A 23431-nucleotide genomic window follows, 5' to 3' on the forward strand; every position below is an offset into this window, starting at 1 on the left:
ATTATACTAGGATTTCGTTTAAGTCGAGACAAGCAATAATACTCAGCACAACTGTTTGCTCCCAAATATTATTAGCTATCATCTCATTTAATAGAACTTATTGCTGCACAAATTTGACTGATTTCATTAGAAATGTCGCTTCAGGTAAAGAAAACGATCTTGTTAGGTTAGCTATCAGCTGTTAGCTTTGGCGGTCGTATGAGGGAACAACAAAGAGCGCAAATCCACTACTTGACCAATTACCGCGATCGCTGGTGCTTGAAATTGTGTAGCTGCAACTTGTTCGACGATGGTGACTAAAGTTCCAATTAGTTGAGTCTGGTCTGGTCTGGTTCCCCAACGAATCAAAGCAATGGGGGTTTGGGGAGTCATACCTCCTGCTAATAACAGAGGAATAATCCGCGGCAAATTGTGTACTCCCATATAGATGACAATCGTTTCCGAACCTTGAGCGATCGCCTGCCAGTTCACTTCTGGGCGATATTTTTCGGTGGCTTCGTGTCCAGTCACAAAAGTAACCGATGAATTATAGTGACGATGGGTAACGGGAATGCCTGCATAGGCTGGAGCAGCAATTCCTGAAGTGATTCCTGGGACGACCTCTACCTCTACCCCTGCTTTGACCAAATCGGCCATTTCTTCCCCGCCTCTACCAAAAACAAAGGGATCGCCCCCTTTGAGACGCACTACAATGGGGTTAGTTTCAGCTTTTAGTCGCAATAAATCTGTTGTCTGAGCTTGAGGCAAAGAATGACGATCCTTGCGCTTGCCTGCGTTAATTTTTTCGGCTTGAGGGTCGATCATGGCTAGTATTTCAGCGCTAACCAAGGCATCATAAATAACTACATCAGCGTGTTCTAAGAGAGTTTTTCCTTTGATCGTCAGTAATCCAGGATCTCCTGGACCTGCTCCCACCAAATAAACCTTACCTATATATTTTCGTTGATTCATAGTTTAAGCTTCCTGGGCAATCAATTCCGCTAAAACTTCGGTTGCTCCTAATGGCTGACCCAAAACTAATTCCACCTGAGTATGCTTTTGTTGGAGGAGGGCAATTTCTTGAGTGATCGCCTCAGTAATTTTCCCAGGAAACAAAAAATAGGGCACAATTGCCATCTTTTTAGTGCCAGATGCTATTTGTAATTCAATATGTTGAGCAAATTTAGGTGCAACAGACCAATAGGCGATCGTCGCGTTCAACTGGCTAGCCAAGTTTTGGTAGTAATTATTTACTCCCGATAACCGACTTCCGTGAGCAATTAAAATACGCGTTTGAGCCGATAGTTCGGCAAATTTACGTGATAGCAGTGGAACTATTCCCGAATATTTACCTAAATACGGAGATAATTCAATAGTAACTTGATTATTAATTTGTTTTATGGCTAAAGCAATTTCAGCGGGAATATCTTGCTGAACATGAACTCCAGGCGCTAAAAATAACGGTATAACCTTAATCTGCTCGAGTCCTTGCTGTTTTGCTTTTTGAGCAAAGTTCACTAAGGTTTCGTTTAAAGATGTGGGAGCTAACTCCAAAGCAGCTACGTCTATCAAAGGCTCTTTTGACAACAAATCTGAGGTGATGAGCGTTTTCAGCTCATAATTGGGCAACCTTGTCTTATAGCAATTTAGCTGAGCTAATATGTTTTTAGATTTATACTTGGTTACCAATAATTGTCTTAGGTCAGAAGCCGCAGCTTGAGTTCGACAGTCCCTACTACCGTGAAAAACCAATAAATAAGCGTAAGATAAAATCAAATAAATTACCCAGAGCGTAAATGAATTAGCTAGAGAAACTTAAACAGTTAATCTCTAAAATTATAACGATTAGAACAGTTTATTCTGTAGTAAATGATATATCTTAAATGTAAGTATTAGTATTTATACTAATATAGCTGTCAAAATAAATTAAAAATCTAATCTATCACCGTAAAAATTAAAACTTTCTAGACTTATAATATGTTGAGTAATAACTCTAATGTTCAAAATGCAAGCAGCTCTGCTTCGAGAGACTCTTTAGATGTCAATTTAAGTGAATACTTCGTCAAGATCAAAAGACGCTGGAAACCCGCCTTAGCAATATTTCTTTTGACTTTAGGAGTCACTGGAGCTTTGAGTTTATTACAGCAAAAAACATATCAAGCAGAAGGAAAACTGTTATTTAAGCAAAGAAGTGCAGGAGCGATCGGAGATATTGGCGAACAGGCAGGTACTCTGGAGACAATTTTAACCGACCAAACTCCTCTTAGTACCCAAATCGAAGTCTTAGAATCTGAGCCAGTTATCCAACAGGTAATTGATCGCCAAAGACTAACCGATCAAGAAGGCGAGCCTTTAACGCCTGAAGACTTTAGAAAAAAACTGACTACAGGAGTTGTAGGTGGAACAGACGTAGTCGAAATTAGCTATAAGCATCCTAATCCCAAGACGGCTTCGGAGATAGTTAATAGTTTAATGGATGTATATATCCAGACGCAGATTAAAGGCAATCAGTCTGAACCTGCCGCTGCCAGAGCATTCCTCGACAAGGAGATGCCTACCGTCGAGGCGAAAGTTAAGAATGCAGAGTCAGAAATTTCAGCTTTTAGAACTGAAAACAGCATTGTCGATCTTGCCGAAGAAAAAAAAGGTTTAGTTAGTAATTTAGGAGCATTGAATCAGCAGATTTCAACTACAGGCTCTGAGCTACAAGGAATGCAGGCTCAATCTGCTGCTTTACAGAGTCAATTAGGATTGAGCTTAAACCAGGCAGTAGCAGCAAATCAACTTGGTTCTTATCCTGAAGTTCAAAGTATTTTAGAACAGCTTGCTCAGACTGAATCTGACTTATCGAAAGAGCGACAAAGGTTTAATGAACAACATCCTGCTGTGATTAGCCTGAATGAAAAGAAAACCGCTTTAACCCAACAGCTAAGAGGTTTGATTGCTGCCAATGTAGGCGAAGGTGTTAACGTATCTCAAGGCTTGCTGCAAAATAATAATGGCACTAAAGAAAATCAGCTAGAAAAATTTATTAGTTTAAAAATTGAAGAGCTTAGTCTTCAAAGGCAGGTAAGCTCTTTATATCAATCTCAGCAAGAATATTTAAAACGAGCCAAAGACTTACCCAGACTAGAAAAGCAAGAGCGGGAACTAGTCCGCACTGCCGAATCGGCCGGGAAAACCTATGAAACGCTACTAAACAATTTGCAGGAAGCGCAAATAGCTGAGAACAATGAGAGTGGTAATGCCGATGTGGTTGAATATGCCGCCATACCTGAAAAAGGCAACTCGGGCAAAGCACCATTACTCGGCATGGGTATTGTATTAGGAGCATTACTGGCAAATTTGTCAATTATTCTCTTGGAAATGCAGGATCGCTCTATACAGTCTTTGGCGGAAATCAAAAAGAAATTTCCCTATAAAACTGTTGGCATAACTCCGCTTGAGCCACCAAGCTATCAAGACAGAATAGTAACTAGGGATGAACCAGATTCTTTTTCTAGTGAAGTCTATCGAATGATTCAGGCTAACCTAAAGTTTTTAACCAGCGACAAGCCTCCTAGAGTTATTTTGGTAACTAGTTCTGTTCCCGAAGAAGGAAAATCTACGGTTGTAGCTAACCTAGCTGCTGCGATCGCTCAACTGGGTCGTAATGTTTTATTGGTGGACGGGGATTTACGCCGTTCTTGTCAACACACTCTCTGGGGAGTTGATAATACTCACGGGTTAAAAGATATTGTCACTAATAATCAAAGTCCGATAGCTGTTATTAAGCGGCCAATGCCTAAATTAAGCGTGTTGACCAGCGGCAGGGTTGAGTCTAATCCCTTGGCTCTTCTGGACTCTCCCGAACTAAGCGATTTTATTGGTCGCTCGCGCCGAGAATATGACCTCATATTGATTGATGCGCCACCTTTGCCTGTCACCGCAGATGTACTGACTTTAAGTAAGTTAGTTGATGGTATTTTGTTTGTCGCTAGACCTGGCGTAGTAGAACAAGAAAGTGCCGATCTAGCTCAGGAAGCTTTGGCAACCACGGGACAAAAAGTTTTAGGAATGGTGGTTAATGGAGTTAAGCCTAATGATTTTGACCGCTATTCTTATCATGGTCGCTACGGTAAAAAATATTTTAGCCAAGGCAGTATTCAACACCAAGGCACAAACAATCTTCAGAATAATCAAAACTTATCCAACGTTCCAGAAGGCAATAACTCTAAAGGTAACGTCAGCAGAGCCAAGCTATAGTTGCCGAGATGTCGCTCAGATTTTGCTCATTGGTAGAAAATCTGGGAAAAGTCAGGTTAAGTGGCTATGCTAAGCGCGATCTGGCTTAGTGATTAGCTTTTATTTAAATTAGAGTCTTGGTCAACGTTGATTAATTTGATTAATTTTTTAGCTCGCTTCAGGTAGGTAACGGCGATCGTGTAAGATTAACCAACGGTCAGAGAATGGGACACTTGAATTTGATTCACAAAAAGCCGATCGGCTTGTACAATTCATCTAATAGGTTCTGTCGTAGAACAGCGGAACAGTCTCTTCCCTGTGATCTATACCAATTCTTTTCGGTACAGTTATCTGGCAAATATGACTCTACAACTGCGCGTTTATGTTCCAGAACATCCTCTGATTAAACATTGGCTGTCGGTTGCTCGTGACGTTAATACTCCATCGGTACTATTTAAAAGTGCTATGACTGAATTAGGGCGATGGTTGGCTTATGAAGCGACGAGAAATTGGCTACCCACGGTAGATACAATGATACAAACTCCTTTGACTCAATGTCCTGGAACTTTTGTCAATCCCGAAATGCCAATCGGCATAGTGCCGATTCTGCGCGCTGGTTTGGTTCTTTTGGAGGAAGTACAGAAAGTTTTGCCGATCGCAGCAGTTTACCATATAGGTTTGGCTCGTGACGAGTCATCTCGTGAACCTAGCTGTTATTTAAACAAGCTACCCCAAAGTTTTGCTCCTCAAACTAGGATTATGATTTTAGAACCTATGTTGGCAACAGGAGGATCGATTATGATGGCAATGAAGGAAATTACCAGTCGAGGCGTTAAGCCAGATTTAATTCGTATTGTCTCTGTTGTTGCTGCGCCTCCTGCTTTAAGGCAGCTAAGCGAAAATTATCCTGGATTAGAGATTTACACCGCTATTATTGATGAAGGACTCAACAGCAAAGGATATATCGTCCCAGGTTTGGGAGATGCAGGCGATCGCGCTTTTGGTACTTAAACAATTAGCTAATCTTAAAGTAAGCATTCATTTGATAATTTAATCACTTAATCACTATGAGTCAACAAAATAATTTTGGTAGTGGATTTGTTTTAGGTTCGGTAATTGGTGGGGTGGTAGGCGGCTTGATTGGCACAGTACTTGCTACCCGGAATGAGCGGCAAATTACCAACCAGGAAAATTCTCGCCTAGAAAATGGCAGCGAAATTTCGTTTGGCAGTGAAGAAAGTATTGAACTAGCTCGTCATGGCTTAGAAGACAAAATTGCCCAGTTAAACCTGGCGATTGATGATGTAAGACAGCAGTTAGGGACAGTCAAAGCGAATTCTTTAGAGCAAGAGTAATTCTACTTTTCTCAAGCAGTTATGGTTTTGAACCAAAGAAACACTAAGTTGACGACAAATATGAGTATTTTTCAGCAAATTTTAAGTGCGATCGACAACCCCGAACAAGAAGCCAACACTAATCAACTAAGTTCAATCTTCGATACGGTACAGCAGTTAAGCGGAAATTATCAGGCGAATCCTAGCGCGGTACAGTCAGCAATGTCCATCGTGGGCAACTATACCAAATCGGCATTACAACAACAGCGTCGTCAAGGTGGTACGGCTCAGGTAAATCAGCTGATCGAACGGTTTGGTGGTACTCAGGCTAGCCCTCAAGTTTTATCTACTTTGTTTGGTAGTTCTCAGCTACAGGAGATGATTCTGCAAATTAGCCGTCGCACTGGTTTAAATTCTCAGACAATTCAGGCAATGCTGCCCATTTTAGTTCCTTTGGTCTTAAATTTCCTAAGAACAGGTAACAACAAAAGAAATGTACAGGGGAGTAATCCTGTTTTAAATAGCTTTTTGGATTCTGACGGTGATGGTGATGTCGATTTAAACGACATGATGAACATGGCATCCCGCCATCTTGGTCGTTAGAATTAATAATTGCTTTGCTACGACGAGATAAGAAGGCTTATCCTCTGATTCATTCTGTATAAAAGTCCCCTAAAGGATATGCCCGTGCATGATATGCCCTAAAGGACTAGCTGAGTCTTCGACTTGCTACGCAATCGCGTCGCGAAGCGGTATGCTTTAGCATTTGCGTAGCTTATCATGCACGGGCAAACGCGTCCTAAAGGATACCGCTTCGCATATCGCACAGATGTAGCCGTCAGGCTTCTCGAAGAGTACGCAGATGAACGCAGATGAAAACAGATGGTTGATTTACTTGCCAACCAGGTTTTAGTTTTTGGTCAGTTAGCTGATTTTCCAGCTAATGCGCGAGAACTGGTTTTAATTGCTTTAATTACCAAACCCTTGGGGCTGAAGTAATAAGTAATTAGGAAAGAAACTCGCTACTTGCTACTGGCTACTCGCTACTCGTGAATTTCCGTTCGGTCACTAAAGTACAGCTAACCCAGTTACCTTTTTCGTTATAGCTGCGGATAATTCTCTGCCTGAGGTTAGGTTGAAGCAGCCAGCCCATTTCTAAAACAAAATTGTGACCTAGCTTAACCTCCAGAGGGCAGTTGCAGGATGCACCGTCAGGAAGCAACATAATTTGAGTTGGTAAATCACTGTTGTCAAACAATAATTTGCTGCCGTCTATTCTGGCACTAGAGCTGATAGTTTGATTGCCAAAGGATAAGCTTTGCTTAATATAGTTACTATTTTTTTGTTCAATCTGTAGATGGCTAGTAAACCTGCTTGGCTCTCTAAGATCTGCATATAAAGTAATCGCATCTCCCTGCCATGTTCCTAATAGGCTATCTAAGGTTAAGGTTGGTCTTTCTGGCACTTTACTATCAGGTAATTTTTCTCTGATTAGCACTACCCTTTCTAGTTGAGAAGAAGTGTTATAAAGTTCCACCATCCTTAGTCTACGAGAACCATCGCCAACCTGATTATCAATTAAGCCAAATTCAGCACCAAAGGTACTATAAGGGCCCCACTGCATACTTCCTTGAGAAAAAGCACCGTTCTCAAAAAATAAGATGCTGCGGTTAAGCGAATCATAGTCCACCACTACATCGCGAGTAGGCTCATCTGGTGGTAGATAACGAACTACCTGATGAACGTTTTGATTGTGGTTAAGTCCTTCAAGAGTTACTAAGGTAGGAGTATCGACTGTTTCTTCTCCTTGAGGCGAGAAACGAGTAAATGAGCCATGCCATTGACCTAAATTTTTGAGAAAGCAATCCCATTGTGCCAGCATATATTTCCGCGATCGAGGTAAAGTAGGCAATAAGGCTTACCAGTTTTTGATTGAGTTAAAACCAAGCTTTGCCTAGCTGATTGAGTACTAGTTAATAATTTTACTTTAATAGCAGTAACTCAAAATTTATTATGATATGAGGTACGAATTAATCAAACTAGCAGACACGTGATTCCCAGACTGCATCCAGACACCATTGAAGAGGTACAGCAGCGAGTTGATATTGTTGATGTCATCTCAGAGCATATTGTCTTACGCAAACGAGGCAAAGATTTTTTGGGCTTATGCCCCTTTCACAACGAAAAGACACCAAGCTTTAGCGTCAGCCAAGATAAGCAGCTATATTATTGTTTTGGCTGTAGCGTAGGAGGAAATGCCTATAAGTTTTTGATGGAGATTGGGAAACAGTCTTTTGCCGAAGTAGTACTCGATCTAGCTCGTCGCTACCAGGTTGAAATAAAAACAGTTGAACCAGAACAAAGACAAGAAATTCAGCGTCAGCTAACTTTAAAGGAACAGCTATACGAAATTATAGCGATCGCCTCCAGCTTTTTTCAACACGCTTTGCAGGCCTCTCAGGGAGAAACTGCTCTAACTTATCTTCGTCAGCAAAGAAAGATTGAAGATACAACTATTAGTAACTTCGGGCTTGGTTATGCTCCTGCGGGGTGGGAAACACTTTATCGGTATTTAGTCGAGCAAAAACGTTATCCTGTAAATCTGGTAGAAGAAGCAGGATTAATTAAACCGAGAAAAACAGGCAGTGGATACTATGATGTCTTTCGCGATCGCCTAATTATCCCAATTGCCGATCTCCAGGGCAGAATTATTGGCTTTGGTAGTCGTAGTCTCAACGAGGAAGACCAACCTAAATATCTTAACTCCCCTGAAACTCCTTTATTTGATAAAAGCAAGACTCTATTTGCTTTAGATAAAGCTCGAAGTAACATCACCCAAGCAGACTGTGCAGTAGTGGTAGAAGGCTATTTTGATGCGATCGCTCTTCATGAGGCGGGAATTGAAAATGCAGTGGCATCTTTGGGTACAGCTTTCACTCAAGAGCAACTTAAGCAGTTGCTTCGCTTTACTCCTTCTAAGCAGGTAATTCTCAATTTTGATGCCGATAACGCAGGAAACAAAGCCACCGAGAGAGCGATCGGGGAATTGGAAGATCTAGTTTATGGTGGAGTGGTACAGCTACGGATTCTTAATCTGCCCGATGGTAAGGATGCTGACGAATTTATCAAAGGCAGAGAGGATGGGGTAGTAATCTATTTTCAGGCTCTAGAAAATGCTCCACTATGGTTAGATTGGTTAATTAATCGTTTGTTAGCCGCTAAGAACCTGAAAGCTGCGGACGAGTTTCAGCAGGTAGCAGCAGGAATGATCAAGCTGCTCAATAAGCTACAGGATGCTAACCAGCGCAACCATTACCTTACCCATTGTGCCGAATTGCTAAGTCTGGGAGATGCCAGATTAGTTTTACAAAATTTGGCTAGCCTCAAATCGCAAATCAAGACGGCTCGTCCTAGATATCAAGATAAGCATACTTATCGTAAACAGAGCAACTCCGTCTTTAAACCAGCTTTGGCGATCGCTACTAATCCTGAAAGCGAACTATTAGAACAAGCCGAGGCTCTGTTGTTGCGGATTTATATTCACTATCCGCGCTATCGAGACAAAATTATCGAGGAGTTAGAAGCTAAAGATTTGTTGTTTAATCTCGCCGCTCATCGGTTTTTGTGGCAACAAATTATTGCCGTCGAAGCGGAAATACCCCTCTCATCAATGAGCAATCTTAATCCTTTACTCAGTGAATTACATAATCGTAGTCCAGATTTTCCCCCAACCATGATGGCTGTGACTAAACTATTTCATTTAGATGAAAAAACTCAAGAAGATGTTTTTCGTGCCGAAGTTCGAGTCGAGGGCGCGATCGCTTCTTTGGAACAGGTAAACTATCAACAACGTCAGATCTACTGTTCTCAGCAGCTACAAAATCTTAACCTATCCACAGATTTAAAGCTGATGGAATATTATTATCAAGAAATCCAAATCGCCGTCGAAAAAATTAGGCAGCTAGAACAAATACGTTTAAATTACGCTCAAGACCCTGTTTTATAGATAAAAAGACGGGGCGTACAAGCCCTGACGGACGGCTGAAATATTCGAGGCAACCTCGAATATCGCGTCCTCCCCTTCGAGGGCAGGGTCAGCCCCTCACCAATAACTGATTACTGCTTTACTGTTTTTCAATCATGTAGTTGGTAATATTCTTACAGTAGAAAGTAAGAGGAATTGCGATCGCCATGTCATCAGTCAACGGTGTAATCATGCAGTACTTCCATTGGTATCTCAACCCTGATGGAACATTATGGCAACAAGTGGCGAATCGAGCCAAAGATTTAGCAGCAGCAGGAATTACTGCGCTTTGGCTTCCCCCAGCCTATAAAGGTAGTGCGGGAGGCTATGACGTTGGTTACGGTGTTTATGATATGTACGATCTGGGAGAATTTGAGCAAAAAGGATCGACTCGGACGAAATACGGTACAAAGCAAGAGTACTTAGCCGCAATCAAGGCTGCACAGCAGACGGGATTAAAAGTATATGCCGACGTGGTATTGAATCATCGCGATGGCGGAGATGAGACGGAAAAAGTTCAGGCTGTCCCTGTAGCTTGGGACAATCGCAATTATGCGGTAGGAGATTCCCGCGAAATAGAAATATATACTAAATTTAATTTTGCTGGGCGGGGAAACAAATACTCTGATTTTAAATGGAGTGCCGCGCATTTTGATGCCGTTAATCATAATGCCTATAATTGGAACGACCATCAGGTTTATCAACTTACAGATAAAAAGTTTGAGACTGATGTTGACCCCAGAAACGGCAATTACGATTTCTTAATGGCTTGCGATTTAGATATGAGTAGTGAAGCTGTACGTAACGAATTAGCAGCTTGGGGTAAATGGTATTTGGAAACTACAGGAATAGACGGTATTCGTATTGATGCTGTTAAACATATTAGCTATCTATTTTTTAATAGCTGGCTGGACTTTCTCAGAAATCTGCCCCATGCCGAGCGAGATCTGTTTGCGGTAGGCGAATATTGGTCAGATGATATTGGTTCACTACACAGCTACATCACTAACACCAAAGGTAAAATGTCTTTGTTTGATGTACCCCTGCACTATAATTTTCATCGAGCCAGTAAAAGTGGTCAAAACTATGACCTACGCCAAATCTTTGACAATACTTTGATTCAAGGTCAACCTAGTCTGGCGGTAACTTTTGTCGAAAATCATGATTCTCAACCTCTACAGGCTTTGGAGTCTCCTGTAGAGCCTTGGTTTAAGCCTTTAGCCTATAGTCTTATTTTGCTCAGAAGAGAAGGCTACCCCTGCATCTTTTATGGCGACTACTATGGCGCACACTATAAAGACAAAGGTAGAGACGGCAATGAACACGAAGTTTGGCTTGACGATCATCATTGGATCATTGATAAATTACTTTATGTCCGTCAGCATTTTGCCTACGGTGAGCAGTATAGTTACTTTGATAATGCCAATCTCGTCGGATGGACAAGACTAGGAGACTTAGAACATCCACAGGCGATCGCCGTAATTCTGAGTAATGGCTGGGGTGGCAAAAAATGGATGGAAGTAGGCAAACCTCATACTACTTTTTATGACATCACCGAACATATTTCTGATACAGTAACCACTAACGAACATGGTTGGGGTGAATTTAGCTGCAAAGGCGGTTCGGTATCGGTTTGGATTTCTCATTGAACCTAAGAGCGATCGCTATTTTTGCTTAATATATTGCTTCAGAAACGAGATATACAGTCAAACGAAGAATTAAACAAGACAAAATAGAAAATAGCCAAAATAAATAGAGCTTCATGAATTTTTTTACCTGAAGCTCTATTCTTTATTAAATGACTATCGAAAGTAAACTTCGATTCGGCAGAGATAATATCTAGTTACATTGTGCCGTTTTGCATTACTTGCATTAAATGCTCTTTAATCTTCTGCACGTGTTCTGAGTCGGATTGCTTGAGATTTTCAAACAATTCAATACAAGGTTGAGAATCTGCTGTTTTGGCATCTTCAATGTATTTATCATATGCTGCAATAGCTTTACCTTTTTCATGGAGTATAGTTACCCAGTCATATTCTAAATTGCTAAGGTTTTGGACAGACATAATTTTTGCTCCTGTTAAATTTAAGTGTCTAATTTAATATGAGCGAATTTCTCAAGAATAAACATCTATCAATATTCTGAGACTAAAAATTATTTGGGGATGTCGCTACTTTCGCGATTTACCAGCGGCGACATACTGTTAAAATTACAATAAACCTCCAGGCTACTAGCGCGTCCAGATTAATTTGTTGGGTATTGAAATTTATTTTCAGCCCCCTACCCTTTAAGCTTGGTAGGGGAAACAGCCCAGTACTTTATCCTAGACGTGGTACTACATTTAGCTCGAAAGTGATTTATTTTCGGCAACTATCTTGACTGAGATTTAAAAATTATGGTGCATTGTATAGCTTCACAAAGCCAAAAAATTCTGCTTCAGAATCAATAATAACAAGCATATAATCAACAAAAATATTTATGAGCGCTCTTTTAGATCGAGAACCACAAACCTATCAAGGACAATTCGGCGAATATAAGATTACTAAGCGCGATCGCCTGGAAGTAATTATTTATCGTGCGGGGTTGGTAGTTGCTGCTGCCAGCTTTGCGATCGCCAGTTATCTCTTTTTTGCTCAGGGAAAAACTGCTTTGCCAACTCTTACTCCTTTATTTATGATTTTTTCTGTTGGTTTAGGGGTAAGTCTATTTTACATTCATATTTATATGAAGGCATTACATCGAGTATTGCAGGGCTTTTGGTTAATTGGTACAGTTGCCACAGTGGCGATCGCCATTTCTAGTCATGAACCTTTGGCACTATATATTTATAATCATCCCTTGACTTTGTTTGGCACAGGATTTACTTTTGCAGCCTTGACAGGAATCTTTTTTAAAGAGGCTTTTTGTTTTAATCGCTTAGAAACCAAAATTCTGACTCCTGTTGTACCTTTACTGCTATTAGGACACATAACTGGAATACTTACTGTTGAAATACAACAAGCGTTGCTGGGAATTTGGACAATTGGCTTTAGCGTCTTCGCAATCAGAAAAATGACTCAGGAAATCGATCCTGATATCGGTGATAAATCAGTATTCGCCTATTTAAAACAGCAAGAAAAGCCAGTAGAGAAAGCTCTATAGAATATAAACAATAAGCATATAGGTAATAGATGATTGTTTTAAAGCAGTTTAATCATCTAAATATTGCTTTGGCGACTAAAAACTAACAGCTAAAAGCTAACAGCTAACAGCTATAAAGTAACAAATTAGCAATGCTAAAATTCAACTATGACTAATACAGCTAATCTAAGAATTGTTTCTCTGCTGCCTAGTGCTACAGAGATTATTGACTGTTTGGGTTTGACTGACTCTTTAGTTGGACGTTCGCATGAATGTAATTATCCTCTTTCAATCAAAGATTTACCCGTATGTACAGAAGCCAGACTAAATAGTGATAAAAAGAGTGGCGAAATAGATGCAGATGTGCAAACTCTGATGCAAAAAGCCCTCAGTATCTACAAAATTAAAACAGAAGTCTTAGAACAGCTACAGCCGACTCATATTCTGACTCAGGATCAATGTGATGTATGTGCGGTTAATTTACCAGATGTAGAACGTGCGATCGCGCAACTAACCAATTCTAACCCCCAAATTATTTCACTCCAGCCAGATTTATTAAAAGAAGTCTGGGACGATATTGAACGAGTGGCAAAAACTTTCGCAGTTGAAGCCAAACCTATTTTAGGCAAATTACAACGTCGAATTGATGGCATTTCTAATCGGGTTCAAGTTTTGATAACTGAAAAACCTACTGTCGTTGCTTTAGAGTGGACAGAACCCTTGATGGTAGGTGCAAATTGGATTCCCGAACTAATTGAAATTGCTGGAGGTGAACCACTTTTGAGCGTCAAGGGAGAGCATTCTCCATATTTGTTTTGGGAAAGCTTAATTGATGTCGATCCAGAGATCATTGTGATTATGCCCTGTGGATTTAACTTAGAACGTACCGCACAAGAATCTAAAATTCTCACCAAACATCCAGCCTGGAAAACTTTAACCGCAGTCAAAAACGGTAAAGTTTTTATTACCGATGGTAATGCCTATTTCAATCGTCCTGGACCTCGGTTAGTTGATTCAGCCGAGATTTTGGCAGAGATATTTCATCCCGAATTATTTAATTTTGGTTATAAAGGAAAAAGCTGGAAGCCATTTTCATAACCCAAGTTTAGTTTAGTACTAAAGAAAGATACTTAAGCCTGGCAGCAATTGATAGTTTAAAAGACACAAACGTACAGCACAGGCAAAATATGACATTATCAGTTGCAGTATTAAGTCCAAATACCGAGCTAGGACGAGAAACGATCGCGCAGTTAGTCTCAAAGAAATATTAAATTACAGGGATTAGTAAGAATGCCGATGCTACGGCTTTGCGAGAAGATGGTGCTGCTTTTGTTCAAGCTGACTTAACTAAAGCTGCCGAACTAACTAAAGCAATAGAGGCTGCACAGCCTGATCTTGTCTTAAACCTGGCTCCTCAAATTGCCAATACCCTACTTGATGATGGACACAACTGGAAAGGGTACGATCGAACTTTACCCGCAACCACCACGGAAGTAAAATTGCTAGTTCATGCCAGCTATGCGTTTCTCTATGGCAATGCTTAGGATGCAACTGAAAATACAGCTTTAAATCCACCTGATAACGATCCTTTTCAATCGGCAATTGAGGCAGAAGAACAAATTAAGAGCAGCGATATTGCCCATTGTATATTGTGCCTGGGCTTTTTGTATGGTCCCCAATCAAAAGATTTAAAGAAATTTGAAACCTCTTTTAAGCTGCACCGACCCTACTATGCAGGCTCAGAAAATAATTTAGCCAATTTTCTGCATAAAGCTTTAGTCTTGGTAGTCGAACAGCAGCCTGTAGGAGAAATATTCAATATAGTCGATGGTACACCTACATCCTTTGCTGACTTTATTGATAACTACGCCATGAAGCTAGGATTTAGCAAGCCAGGACATATTGCCCTTATTTACTGCCCTCGTAGCCAAAATAATTATCAAGAAGCCGCAGAGGGAAATACTCGATCGCTTTACTACGGTCAAAAGCGATCGCATTACTCAACAGCTTAACTGGACTCCTAGCTATAGCAATTACCGAGAAGGCTTAGACCAAACCATTTCAGTATGCCAACAAGAAGTAATAAGTAGGAATGAGGAATGAGTAACAACTAACAATCCATAAACGATAAATTATCTGTTCTTGATGCAGTCCTTTAGGGGACAAAAAAGCAAAAATAGGGAATAGGAAAAGGGGGATTAAATTACAATTAGAAGTAGTTTATACAAGAAGCTAAAAATTCTAGAGGGTGGGCAAAATATGCAAATTGTTCCAGCTTTTGTAACCAAATGATATTTGCCCACGATTTCAACTAGGCTTTGTTACGATACAGGATTTTGACAATAAATTTAGCAATTACTTGGAAAAAGCTAGGTTTTTCTTTAGTTGAGGTCGAAGATTTGGATTCTGCTGTCTTCTTGGCTGGCGTTGGCGTTGACTCTTCAGTATTTTCATTTAAAGTTAACTCTAAGGCGGCTAAATCTTGGCTTTCATCGATTGCTGGCTGAGAAGATTGAATTGGGGATGCTAACATATCGCTAGCTGATTCTTTATTCTCCTTTAAACTTGACTCTGCTACTGCTAAGTCTTTGCTTTCTTCAGTCTTTTCAGAAGGCTGGTCAACTGGAATTGGCTCTTGTGTGGGAGTTGTTGCTTGTTGATTCTCAATTGAAGCCGATTCGGTTACAGCAGCAGGAACAGTTTGTGGCAACGTTAAAGAATGACACTTATTTAAAAACTCTTCAAGTTTTTGGCGATCGCTTAAGTCAGTTTGACGAGCATTGACAGCGCATTCAGCAAGGTCATAACTACCAATATAGGCAAGCCATTTTTCTAAATCTTGTCTAACTAAATAATCAGTGCCTGCATCAGGATATTGCTGACATAATTTTAATAAGTCATTGGCATCGTGGGCTAATCGACCGTCGGGGAAGTGAAAAGGCTGAGTCATAATCGTAATCTGATGGTTCAATCAAGAAAAGTTCAATTTTATCTTGCCACAGGTAGATCGATATAAACCGTTGCAAAATCGCTGAATATTAATCTACAAACTAACTCAGGTGCTATACACTATCAATTTATTAGGCAACAAAAACTCAATAAGCTTCTATTTAATTAAATTATAGTTAGTTCGGAATATTCATACCTCTATCTACGGCTGGACGTTGTTGAATAGTTTCATACCAGCGTTTGAGGTCGGAATGTTCTTCTAGACTCAATTCCATAAATGGATAAGCAGCTATCCAAGGATAAATCGCTATATCGGCAATAGAATAATCATCACCGCTAATATATTCTGTTTTGCTCAACTGAGTGTTCAAGACATCGTATAGTCTGAGGGTTTCCTTTTTGTATCTGGCGATCGCATAAGGAATTTTCTCAGCGGCAAACTTATTAAAATGGTTATACTGTCCAAACATTGGCCCGACACTACCCATCTGAAACATCAACCACTCAATAGTCCGAAAACGCTGTTTTGTTTCGCTTGACAGCAGTTTTCCTGTCTTCTGAGCCAGATAAATTAAGATTGCTCCCGATTCAAACACGGTAAGATCGACCTCGCGATCGACAATGGCGGGAATTTTGCTGTTGGGATTTATGGCGACAAACTCAGGAGTGAACTGTTCATTCTTGGTAATATCTATGCTGTGGACTGTATAGTCTAACTCCACCTCTTCCAACATAATTGAGGCTTTGCGACCATTGGGAGTTGTAAAAGTATATAAATCGATCATGGTAATTATTAATCACTAATTACTAATTACTTTGCCATCGATCGCTAATTTTCTCAAATAAGATGCACTCAAAGATCGCCCTCATCTCGGTACACTAATAACTGAGTTAATAAATGCGATTTTAAAAGTTCTTAGGTGGATATGAGCAATACAGTTTGGGAATTAGATTTTTATTCACGTCCAGTTTTAGATGAAGATGGTAAAAAACTTTGGGAAGTTTTAATTTGCCAGAGTCCTGATAGCCTAGAACGATCGCCTGATAGTTTATTTAAATATGCTCAATATTGCTCGAGTAAAACCGTAAACTCCTTGTGGTTAAAAGAAGCAATTGAAAAGGCGATCGCCGAAGCGAAAACAGCACCGAAGAAAATTCGCTTTTTTCGCCGTCAGATGAATAACATGATCGTTAAAGCTTGTGAAGATGCAGGTGTTACTCCCCTTCCCAGCCGTCGCACCTATGCTCTCAATCAATGGCTCGAAGAGCGAATCGCTAATTTTTACCCCCAAGAAGAGGGGTTCGATCTTAAAACTGCTAACATCGCCTCTGTACAGTATCCGCCTTTAAATGCAATTGCGCTACCCGATGCCGTAAAAGGCGATCGAGGGGATAAATGGGTTTTTGTTAGTCTGTCTGCTGCTGACTTTGATGAGATGAAGGAGTGGGATATTGCTTTTAAAGAATCCTTTCCCCTTTCCTTACTAGATATCAAGCCAGAGACAATTATTCCTGGCTTAATTATTTATTCTCCACGCGCTACCCCTTTATCAGCTTGGATGTCTGGACTGGAAATGGGTTATCTACAGCTAGAAGCAAATATACGCCCACAGTTGCGTTTAGAAACAGGACTTAGCGATAGTTGGATATTGCTTAACTTGACTAACAAAAATACTGTCAAGCAAGCCGAGGATTTTGAAACAGCCAAGCAAAAAGCAAACGGCGTTCATTTTCTGGCAGTTCAATCATCTCCAGATTCTGAAGCTTTCGCTGGATTTTGGTTGCTAAAAGAATAACTATCTTAATGTATCAATCCAAATATAACTGCGATCGCTCAGGCATCAACAACAGCTAGAGAGATAAAGCTCAAAAGAGCGCGACAATTAGTTGGTAAGCAAACCAATCATCTGCATACTCTGCCAAAAGCCGCTTCGCGTCTACATCTGCCTTCATCTGTGCTACGCGGAGGACGGACGCGAAGCTTATACTAAAGCCCTAAAGGATTCCCTTCGGTCACACTCGCTTCGCATCGTCCGAAGGTTTCCTAAAGGATACCGCTACGCATATACCCTTTAGGGAATCCTTTAGGGCTAGTACTTTAGTGAATCGTGCAAGGGCATATTCTTTAGGGGACTTTTTTCCAGCCAGATCTTCAACGTAACAGCACTATTAAATCTCTCATTACTTTTGCGCAATAATATTACCTAGAAATTTAGGCGAAAGACTAATTGATTCCTTAGTGCGATCGCCGACTTCTCTTTTATTACTTTTTAGCAATAATATAGATAGCATGAATCAACCCTGGAAAATAGCCCAGCAAAGTTAATACAACATTAATCCAAAAGTCTGTACCTAAGCCTACTTGAAGAAAGACTCCTAATGGTGGTATCAAAACAGAAAAGAGAATGCGAATTATATCCATAGAATGTTTTTACCTTAAGGATACTTCTATCCTAATATTTTTAGTTTAAACAATAGCAATAATACATCAAAAGATATATTAATTGCTGTACTTTTGCTGTTTTTTTGCCTGTTTAATACTTAAACAACTTTTCTGTAATACGATATCAACTCTATTTAGATTTAGAGGAAACTAAGCGTTTTTCTAAAGACTTGACGCGCAAATTAGCAGTCTTGTTTTCAGGATCGTATTTCAAAGCTTCTGTGTAAGTTTCTACGGCTTTAACAATCATCTGCTTTTTCTCATAGACATTGCCCAAATTATTAAGAGCAATTACATACTCAGGATAGAACTTGAGTGCTTCCTTGTATTGTCTAATAGCGATGTCGTATTGTTCTTGAGCAAAGTAAGCATAACCCACTGCATTGTGAATTAAAGCCTGATTTTCTGACGGTAATTTCTTATCTACTTTCAAAGCTTTTTCTAATATCGAAATGGACTGGACAAACAATTTTTTATCCAAATACAGGCTACCCAGTTCATAATATTCTTCGGCAGTGCCTTTTTCTTTTTTTAACTTGCTTTGCAAACGAGAAAAAGTACTTTCTTGCTTTCGGGTTTTAATAACTTCTCGCAGAATATAGATAGCAGCAAAAACTAGGATGGCTAACAAAGCAGAGATATATGCTACTGGTAGATTATCATTCATGGGCGATCGCAGTTTTACTCTAGATTTTTAAATTAAGTTTCATCATTACTTTTAATCTTCACACATCTACTAGGCTGAAATCCTGAATAGTTAACAAAATGTTGAAGCTTGAGAAGCGATTCACGCCACAACCCCACCCTTATAGTAAGTCCATAACAAAAATTAACAGATTGAATCTAGAGCCTATAACCATTTCCAGTCGCCGAAAGTTGCTGCCTGTCCGCATTTTTGACCTAATTCGTCGGTTAGATTCCAAATTATCGCTTCAATTAAAAATCTTTTTCCCGTACTAGAAATTCTAATTCCCTGATAATTACTGATATAACCTTGTTTTGCGGCTTGTTCTAGCATTGTCGCTCTAGTCTCTCTGTTTACAGGCTCTGCTGTCAATCGCGAGGGAGTTTTAATTAATTCCTTCCAACTCATCGACCATAATTGCAACGCCGTTTTATTACCATAATTGAGAATCGGATCTGTTTGAATTCCATGAGAAACTATCACAAAAGAGGCATGAAATAAATTCTCGGCTAATTGTTCTGGCGTGTTCAGCGAATCAACTAATTCTTTGCCCAGAAGCTGCTGATAGCTATCGGCCAAAATTTGACTCCAGCGAATAATTTTAGGCTGTTGCCAGATTGGGGATGAAATTGAAGTTAGGTTGTCATTTGTCATTTGATATTAGTTATTTCCTTTGCCCCTGATGCTCCCTCGAAAAGGGGTAGTCTTAAACTAATTATTTATTCACAAAATTAGCGTAGCTCAATTCATTGATTTTATTCCACTCAGAAATTGTGGTACGAAATTGATTCCACTGATCATAGACTTTTTTGAAGGCAGGACTTTTGCTTGATTCTGCGGTATAGTATTCCACTGCTGTCGTTTGAGCTGCTTGAAGAATTTCTGGAGAATAAGCCATTAGCTTTGTTCCGCCATCAACTATAGTTTTTAGAGCTTCTCGATTCAAAGCGTCATACTTAGAAAGCATATTGAGGTTAGCTGCCATCGCTGCGCTTTTAAATATTTCTTGATATTCTACGGGTAGCTTGGACCATTGAGATTTATTTACCTGTACCTCTAAAGTTGGACCTGCTTCCCACCAGCCAGGATAATAGTAATAGGGTGCAGCCTTGTTTAAACCCAATTTGAGATCGTCATAAGGACCAACCCATTCTGCAGCGTCGATCGCACCTCTTTCTAAAGCTAAATATATTTCGCCTCCTGGTAATACCTGTACGTTAACGCCTAAGCTGGACATGACTTTTCCGCCCAAGCCAGGAATTCTCATTTTTAAGCCGTTTAAATTTTGCAGTGAACTGATTTCTTTTTTAAACCAACCACCCATCTGCGCCCCAGTATTACCCGCAGGGAAGTTAATGATATTAAAATCGCTATATAGTTCGTGCATCGCCTCTAAGCCACCACCATGATAGTACCAAGCGTTCTGCTGTTGACCAGTTAAACCAAAAGGTACACAGGTTCCAAAAGCGAGGGCGGGATTTTTGCCGACATAATAATAGCTAGCAGTGTGTCCGCATTCTACCGTGCCATTTTGCACCGCATCTAAAACTTCCAAAGCAGGAACAATTTCTCCTGCTGCATAGGGTTCAATCGTAAAACGTCCGCCAGTCATTGCTGCTACGCGATCGCATATCGTTTGCGCCCCACCATAAATCGTATCGAGAGACTTGGGCCAACTGGTCACCATACGCCATCTTACATTAGGCAGAGCGTTTGCCTGAACATTAGGACTATTATTGGTTTGATCGCAGGCCACTAGAATGGTGCTGGTGGTAGCAGCGATCGCTAAACGGTCGAGCAGTTGTCTCCGTTTCATAATTATTGTCTTTACTCAGTCTAATTTTTTTCTCTTAAGCAACCGAATATCATATCAGAGGCGATGCAAAAAAGGGATGAAGAATTAAGTAGTGAGTAGCGAGTAGCGAGTAGCGAGTCTTGTTAACTGTTAACGGTTGCCTGAATTGCGATCGCTTGGTCTAATATTTCGCATCCTTGCTCTAGGCTTTGGATTTGAGATACGCGATCGCGTAATTCGGCTGCGCCAGGAAATCCTTGGCAATACCAAGCTAAATGTTTACGGGATTGATAGATGCCACGTTGTCCTTTGTATTCCCACAAACCTAATAAATGTTCTTTGGCGCACTGTAGTCTAATTACGCTCGAAGGAGGAGGTAATCTTTCTCCTGTTTTTAAAAAGCGATCGATTTCTCCCACTAAAAAAGGATAGCCTAACGAACCCCGCGAACACATCACCCCATCTGCTTGAGTTATTGTTAAACAGTTAATTGCCGCTTCCACAGAGAAGATATCTCCATTAGCAATCACGGGAATTGTTAGAGCTTGTTTAACCCGAGCAATCCATTCCCATCTGGCAGTGCCGTTATATCCTTGGGCGCGGGTACGGGCATGGAGAGTTAGCATTTTCGCTCCTTGGGCTTCCATTCTGCGAGCAAAATCAATAATATTTATTTCGTCGTCATCCCAACCGATGCGAGTTTTAACAGTTACTGGAACGTCTACCGCATTGACAACGGTTTTAACTATTGCTTCGGCAACTTCTGGTTGACGCAATAAAGAAGAACCACCGCCCTTTTTGGTAATTTTATTGACGGGACAACCCATATTGATATCAATGGTATTTGCCCCTTCTGCGACTGCTTTTTGAGCAGCTTCTGCCATAAAGTCTGGGCGACAGTCAAATAGTTGGATACTAATGGGATCTTCGTCCCGAGCGATCGCCATTATCGTCGGCAATTCGCTTAGGTGACAAATCTCCCTAGCGTTCACCATTTCGGTATAGATCATTGATTCTGGGGCATATCGTCTAACCAACCGCCGAAAGACTAAATCAGTCACCCCAGAGAGAGGAGACTGTAAAACACGGCTGTTAACCACGACTGAGCCAATGTTAAGCGGTGTAGCTAATCTAATTTTTAATTCACTGGATAAACTTGTCAGCGAAATTGCAGAAACCATAAACTTAGTAGCGGGCGATAAATTCCTGTTAGTTATTAATTATCTCTTACCCGACAGTAAGTTGGACTTAGAGCTTAAAGTTTAAAGCTTACGGCTATTAATTGCTAATTGAACGCCACACACCCACTAAAATACCTTGAATTTCGACATTATTAGCTTCGGCTTTAATTGGTTCGTATTTTTGATTTGCTGGTTTGAGAATGACTTTTTCCTGTTCTTGATAAAAGCGTTTGAGAGTTGTGCCATATCCCGATACTCTGGCAGCGACAATATCGCCATTCTTAACTTCGGAAGTTGAGTCAAGCGATCGCATGATGGCATAGTCGCCTTCATTAATTAAATCCTCAATCATGCTATCTCCTACCACTCGTAAGACATAACAGTCTGATTGAGCAAATAAATCGGATAAATCTAGTCTAGTTCTTTCCTCAGCAAAAGGTTCAACTAAACCTCCCGCAGCAATTTCGCCTTCAATTGAGAGTCCTTTTTCTGGTTGATGTAATATTCTAATAGTGCGAGCTTTACCATCGATCCAGTCGATGTAGCCTTTGTTACGTAGTCTTTCTAGGCGACTTTGAACGGGGGCAGGCGAGCGCAGATTCATTGCCTTCATCATCTGTCTAATTGATGGTGCGTGCTGGGTAGATTTTATGTATTCGATTAGCCAATCGTAAAGTTCTTTTTGGGCGGGAGTTAGACTTTCCATAGCTTTTCTGTAGGGTATGTTTTTAAGGACAAGCTTTTAGCTTCGCTTCCGCACAGCTAAAGCTTGATATGTCCATTGAGAACATAGGTACTAAACATTAGAAGACATTAACCCCCAGTAAGTCAAGTATCGCTTTGCTCTAATAGCAAGTAGATCTTCAATAATTTAGACTGCTAAGAATTGTTGGATCACTTCTTGAGTTAATTCTTCGGTACTACCAGATGCTACGATACCACCTTTTTGCATCGCGTAATAGCGATCGGCCTGACGGACAAAATGTAGATGTTGTTCTACTAGTAATACAGAAATACCCGTTTGGGCGATAATCTGTTTAACTGCTGCTTCAATCTCCAAAATAATTGAGGGTTGAATCCCTTCGGTTGGTTCATCTAAAACGAGTAAGCGTGGTTTGCCCATCAAAGCACGGGCGATCGCTAATTGCTGCTGTTGTCCCCCGCTCAAGTCTCCTCCCATACGAGACAGCATGGTTTTAAGTACGGGAAATAGCTCAAATATTTCTTCAGGGATAGATTCTTGGCTTTTTCTGCCTTGGGGACGAGCTTCTAAACCTAATAAAAGATTATCTTTGACTGAAACACGAGGGATAATTTCTCTTCCCTGGGGGACATAACCAATACCTAATTTTGCCCGACGATCTGGCGTTAATTTGGTAATAAAGCGATCGCTAAAAAATATATCTCCTGTACGGGGTGATAATAACCCCATAATTGTTTTTAGCAGAGTTGTCTTGCCGACTCCGTTGCGCCCAATCAAACAAACCATCTGTCCCGCCGGAATACTCAGATCGACATTTCTTAAGATATGACTTTCGCCATAGTAAACATTAAGATTTGATACCTGCAACATCAAATCTGTTGACTGTCGATCGCTAATTATTGATTCTGTAATAACCATTTACTTACTACTTACTACTTGTGAGACAGTTGCGTTGCCCTAAAGGACTAGCTTCGCGTCGCGGAGGTTCCCTCCG

At 40.5% G+C, this 23431-nt stretch carries 24 protein-coding genes; 11 read left to right on the plus strand and 13 right to left on the minus strand.

Annotation, left to right across the window (positions count from 1 at the left end; translation table 11 throughout):
• Positions 1-174: 174 nt before the first annotated feature.
• Both cobA and V6C71_06070 read right to left on the minus strand, forming a co-directional pair.
• A complete protein-coding gene (gene cobA, locus V6C71_06065) occupies positions 175-951 on the minus strand; it encodes a uroporphyrinogen-III C-methyltransferase (protein HEY9768060.1) in 777 nt (258 codons plus the stop codon).
• A gap of 3 nt (positions 952-954) precedes the next feature.
• A complete protein-coding gene (locus V6C71_06070) occupies positions 955-1569 on the minus strand; it encodes a sirohydrochlorin chelatase (protein HEY9768061.1) in 615 nt (204 codons plus the stop codon).
• A 387-nt stretch (positions 1570-1956) separates the two neighbouring features.
• Here V6C71_06070 and V6C71_06075 point away from each other — a divergent pair, with 387 nt between their 5' ends.
• The 4 genes from V6C71_06075 to V6C71_06090 all read left to right on the plus strand — a co-directional run bounded on the left by V6C71_06075 (position 1957) and on the right by V6C71_06090 (position 6140).
• Entirely contained in the window at positions 1957-4224 is a 2268-nt protein-coding gene (locus V6C71_06075; GenBank protein ID HEY9768062.1) for a polysaccharide biosynthesis tyrosine autokinase, read from the plus strand.
• Positions 4225-4563: 339 nt separating this feature from the next.
• A complete protein-coding gene (gene upp / locus V6C71_06080; protein ID HEY9768063.1) occupies positions 4564-5214 on the plus strand; it encodes a uracil phosphoribosyltransferase in 651 nt (216 codons plus the stop codon).
• A 56-nt stretch (positions 5215-5270) separates the two neighbouring features.
• Positions 5271-5558, plus strand: coding sequence for a hypothetical protein (locus V6C71_06085; protein ID HEY9768064.1), 288 nt, complete (start codon positions 5271-5273; stop codon positions 5556-5558).
• Positions 5559-5618: 60 nt separating this feature from the next.
• Positions 5619-6140, plus strand: a complete 522-nt coding sequence (locus V6C71_06090; protein ID HEY9768065.1) for a DUF937 domain-containing protein — start codon at positions 5619-5621, stop codon at positions 6138-6140.
• A gap of 433 nt (positions 6141-6573) precedes the next feature.
• On the opposite strand, the gene V6C71_06095 is transcribed toward V6C71_06090, so the two are convergent.
• Positions 6574-7449, minus strand: coding sequence for a DUF3598 family protein (locus V6C71_06095; protein HEY9768066.1), 876 nt, complete (start codon positions 7447-7449; stop codon positions 6574-6576).
• A 138-nt stretch (positions 7450-7587) separates the two neighbouring features.
• Between V6C71_06095 and dnaG the strand changes: the two genes are divergently transcribed.
• Positions 7588-9543, plus strand: coding sequence for a DNA primase (gene dnaG, locus V6C71_06100; protein ID HEY9768067.1), 1956 nt, complete (start codon positions 7588-7590; stop codon positions 9541-9543).
• A gap of 185 nt (positions 9544-9728) precedes the next feature.
• Positions 9729-11210 (plus strand): alpha-amylase, encoded by a 1482-nt coding sequence (locus V6C71_06105; GenBank protein ID HEY9768068.1) that lies wholly within the window; start codon positions 9729-9731, stop codon positions 11208-11210.
• A 194-nt stretch (positions 11211-11404) separates the two neighbouring features.
• On the opposite strand, the gene V6C71_06110 is transcribed toward V6C71_06105, so the two are convergent.
• Positions 11405-11626 (minus strand): hypothetical protein, encoded by a 222-nt coding sequence (locus tag V6C71_06110; GenBank protein HEY9768069.1) that lies wholly within the window; start codon positions 11624-11626, stop codon positions 11405-11407.
• A 413-nt stretch (positions 11627-12039) separates the two neighbouring features.
• Between V6C71_06110 and V6C71_06115 the strand changes: the two genes are divergently transcribed.
• From V6C71_06115 to V6C71_06130, 4 genes are all read left to right on the plus strand, one after another.
• The gene (locus V6C71_06115) at positions 12040-12702 is read left to right on the plus strand and encodes a DUF2301 domain-containing membrane protein (GenBank protein HEY9768070.1); all 663 of its coding nucleotides are present in this window, start codon (positions 12040-12042) and stop codon (positions 12700-12702) included.
• A gap of 147 nt (positions 12703-12849) precedes the next feature.
• A complete protein-coding gene (locus V6C71_06120) occupies positions 12850-13779 on the plus strand; it encodes a cobalamin-binding protein (protein HEY9768071.1) in 930 nt (309 codons plus the stop codon).
• A gap of 182 nt (positions 13780-13961) precedes the next feature.
• Positions 13962-14225 carry an NAD-dependent epimerase/dehydratase family protein gene (locus tag V6C71_06125; GenBank protein HEY9768072.1) on the plus strand — a complete coding sequence of 88 codons (264 nt, stop codon included), beginning with the start codon at positions 13962-13964 and terminating at the stop codon, positions 14223-14225.
• Positions 14226-14345: 120 nt separating this feature from the next.
• The gene (locus V6C71_06130) at positions 14346-14693 is read left to right on the plus strand and encodes a hypothetical protein (protein HEY9768073.1); all 348 of its coding nucleotides are present in this window, start codon (positions 14346-14348) and stop codon (positions 14691-14693) included.
• A 299-nt stretch (positions 14694-14992) separates the two neighbouring features.
• Here V6C71_06130 and V6C71_06135 read toward each other — a convergent pair whose 3' ends face one another.
• Both V6C71_06135 and V6C71_06140 read right to left on the minus strand, forming a co-directional pair.
• Positions 14993-15631 (minus strand): hypothetical protein, encoded by a 639-nt coding sequence (locus V6C71_06135; protein ID HEY9768074.1) that lies wholly within the window; start codon positions 15629-15631, stop codon positions 14993-14995.
• Positions 15632-15806: 175 nt separating this feature from the next.
• The gene (locus tag V6C71_06140) at positions 15807-16415 is read right to left on the minus strand and encodes a glutathione binding-like protein (protein HEY9768075.1); all 609 of its coding nucleotides are present in this window, start codon (positions 16413-16415) and stop codon (positions 15807-15809) included.
• A 141-nt stretch (positions 16416-16556) separates the two neighbouring features.
• Here V6C71_06140 and V6C71_06145 point away from each other — a divergent pair, with 141 nt between their 5' ends.
• Complete coding sequence (locus V6C71_06145) at positions 16557-17426, plus strand: Tab2/Atab2 family RNA-binding protein (GenBank protein ID HEY9768076.1); 870 nt, start codon at positions 16557-16559, stop codon at positions 17424-17426.
• A gap of 467 nt (positions 17427-17893) precedes the next feature.
• Here the strand turns inward: V6C71_06145 and V6C71_06150 are convergent, their stop codons facing one another.
• From V6C71_06150 to urtE, 7 genes are all read right to left on the minus strand, one after another.
• Entirely contained in the window at positions 17894-18052 is a 159-nt protein-coding gene (locus tag V6C71_06150) for a YqaE/Pmp3 family membrane protein (GenBank protein HEY9768077.1), read from the minus strand.
• Between the two features lie 151 nt (positions 18053-18203).
• A complete protein-coding gene (locus tag V6C71_06155; protein ID HEY9768078.1) occupies positions 18204-18740 on the minus strand; it encodes a tetratricopeptide repeat protein in 537 nt (178 codons plus the stop codon).
• A 183-nt stretch (positions 18741-18923) separates the two neighbouring features.
• Positions 18924-19412 carry an MEKHLA domain-containing protein gene (locus V6C71_06160; protein HEY9768079.1) on the minus strand — a complete coding sequence of 163 codons (489 nt, stop codon included), beginning with the start codon at positions 19410-19412 and terminating at the stop codon, positions 18924-18926.
• Between the two features lie 61 nt (positions 19413-19473).
• The gene (locus V6C71_06165) at positions 19474-20574 is read right to left on the minus strand and encodes a TRAP transporter substrate-binding protein (GenBank protein HEY9768080.1); all 1101 of its coding nucleotides are present in this window, start codon (positions 20572-20574) and stop codon (positions 19474-19476) included.
• A gap of 122 nt (positions 20575-20696) precedes the next feature.
• Positions 20697-21734 (minus strand): tRNA dihydrouridine synthase DusB, encoded by a 1038-nt coding sequence (gene dusB / locus V6C71_06170; GenBank protein HEY9768081.1) that lies wholly within the window; start codon positions 21732-21734, stop codon positions 20697-20699.
• 97 nt (positions 21735-21831) lie between these two features.
• On the minus strand, positions 21832-22440 hold the full coding sequence (lexA, locus tag V6C71_06175) for a transcriptional repressor LexA (GenBank protein ID HEY9768082.1): 609 nt from the start codon (positions 22438-22440) through the stop codon (positions 21832-21834).
• A gap of 165 nt (positions 22441-22605) precedes the next feature.
• On the minus strand, positions 22606-23355 hold the full coding sequence (gene urtE, locus V6C71_06180; GenBank protein HEY9768083.1) for an urea ABC transporter ATP-binding subunit UrtE: 750 nt from the start codon (positions 23353-23355) through the stop codon (positions 22606-22608).
• Positions 23356-23431 lie beyond the last annotated feature (76 nt).

The organism is Coleofasciculaceae cyanobacterium (genome assembly GCA_036703275.1).
Taxonomy (GTDB): Bacteria; Cyanobacteriota; Cyanobacteriia; order Cyanobacteriales; family Xenococcaceae; genus Waterburya.

Excerpts from the sequence above, each read along its gene's own strand:
- V6C71_06150 (HEY9768077.1), bottom strand. The coding sequence starts at position 18,052 with ATGGATATAATTCGCATTCTCTTTTCTGTTTTGATACCACCATTAGGA.
- V6C71_06110 (HEY9768069.1), bottom strand. The coding sequence starts at position 11,626 with ATGTCTGTCCAAAACCTTAGCAATTTAGAATATGACTGGGTAACTATA.
- V6C71_06085 (HEY9768064.1), top strand. The coding sequence starts at position 5,271 with ATGAGTCAACAAAATAATTTTGGTAGTGGATTTGTTTTAGGTTCGGTA.
- V6C71_06120 (HEY9768071.1), top strand. The coding sequence starts at position 12,850 with ATGACTAATACAGCTAATCTAAGAATTGTTTCTCTGCTGCCTAGTGCT.
- V6C71_06115 (HEY9768070.1), top strand. The coding sequence starts at position 12,040 with ATGAGCGCTCTTTTAGATCGAGAACCACAAACCTATCAAGGACAATTC.
- cobA (HEY9768060.1), bottom strand. The coding sequence starts at position 951 with ATGAATCAACGAAAATATATAGGTAAGGTTTATTTGGTGGGAGCAGGT.
- V6C71_06165 (HEY9768080.1), bottom strand. The coding sequence starts at position 20,574 with ATGAAACGGAGACAACTGCTCGACCGTTTAGCGATCGCTGCTACCACC.
- urtE (HEY9768083.1), bottom strand. The coding sequence starts at position 23,355 with ATGGTTATTACAGAATCAATAATTAGCGATCGACAGTCAACAGATTTG.
- lexA (HEY9768082.1), bottom strand. The coding sequence starts at position 22,440 with ATGGAAAGTCTAACTCCCGCCCAAAAAGAACTTTACGATTGGCTAATC.
- upp (HEY9768063.1), top strand. The coding sequence starts at position 4,564 with ATGACTCTACAACTGCGCGTTTATGTTCCAGAACATCCTCTGATTAAA.
- V6C71_06090 (HEY9768065.1), top strand. The coding sequence starts at position 5,619 with ATGAGTATTTTTCAGCAAATTTTAAGTGCGATCGACAACCCCGAACAA.
- V6C71_06160 (HEY9768079.1), bottom strand. The coding sequence starts at position 19,412 with ATGACAAATGACAACCTAACTTCAATTTCATCCCCAATCTGGCAACAG.
- V6C71_06105 (HEY9768068.1), top strand. The coding sequence starts at position 9,729 with ATGTCATCAGTCAACGGTGTAATCATGCAGTACTTCCATTGGTATCTC.
- V6C71_06075 (HEY9768062.1), top strand. The coding sequence starts at position 1,957 with ATGTTGAGTAATAACTCTAATGTTCAAAATGCAAGCAGCTCTGCTTCG.
- V6C71_06155 (HEY9768078.1), bottom strand. The coding sequence starts at position 18,740 with ATGAATGATAATCTACCAGTAGCATATATCTCTGCTTTGTTAGCCATC.
- V6C71_06145 (HEY9768076.1), top strand. The coding sequence starts at position 16,557 with ATGAGCAATACAGTTTGGGAATTAGATTTTTATTCACGTCCAGTTTTA.
- dusB (HEY9768081.1), bottom strand. The coding sequence starts at position 21,734 with ATGGTTTCTGCAATTTCGCTGACAAGTTTATCCAGTGAATTAAAAATT.
- V6C71_06135 (HEY9768074.1), bottom strand. The coding sequence starts at position 15,631 with ATGACTCAGCCTTTTCACTTCCCCGACGGTCGATTAGCCCACGATGCC.
- V6C71_06140 (HEY9768075.1), bottom strand. The coding sequence starts at position 16,415 with ATGATCGATTTATATACTTTTACAACTCCCAATGGTCGCAAAGCCTCA.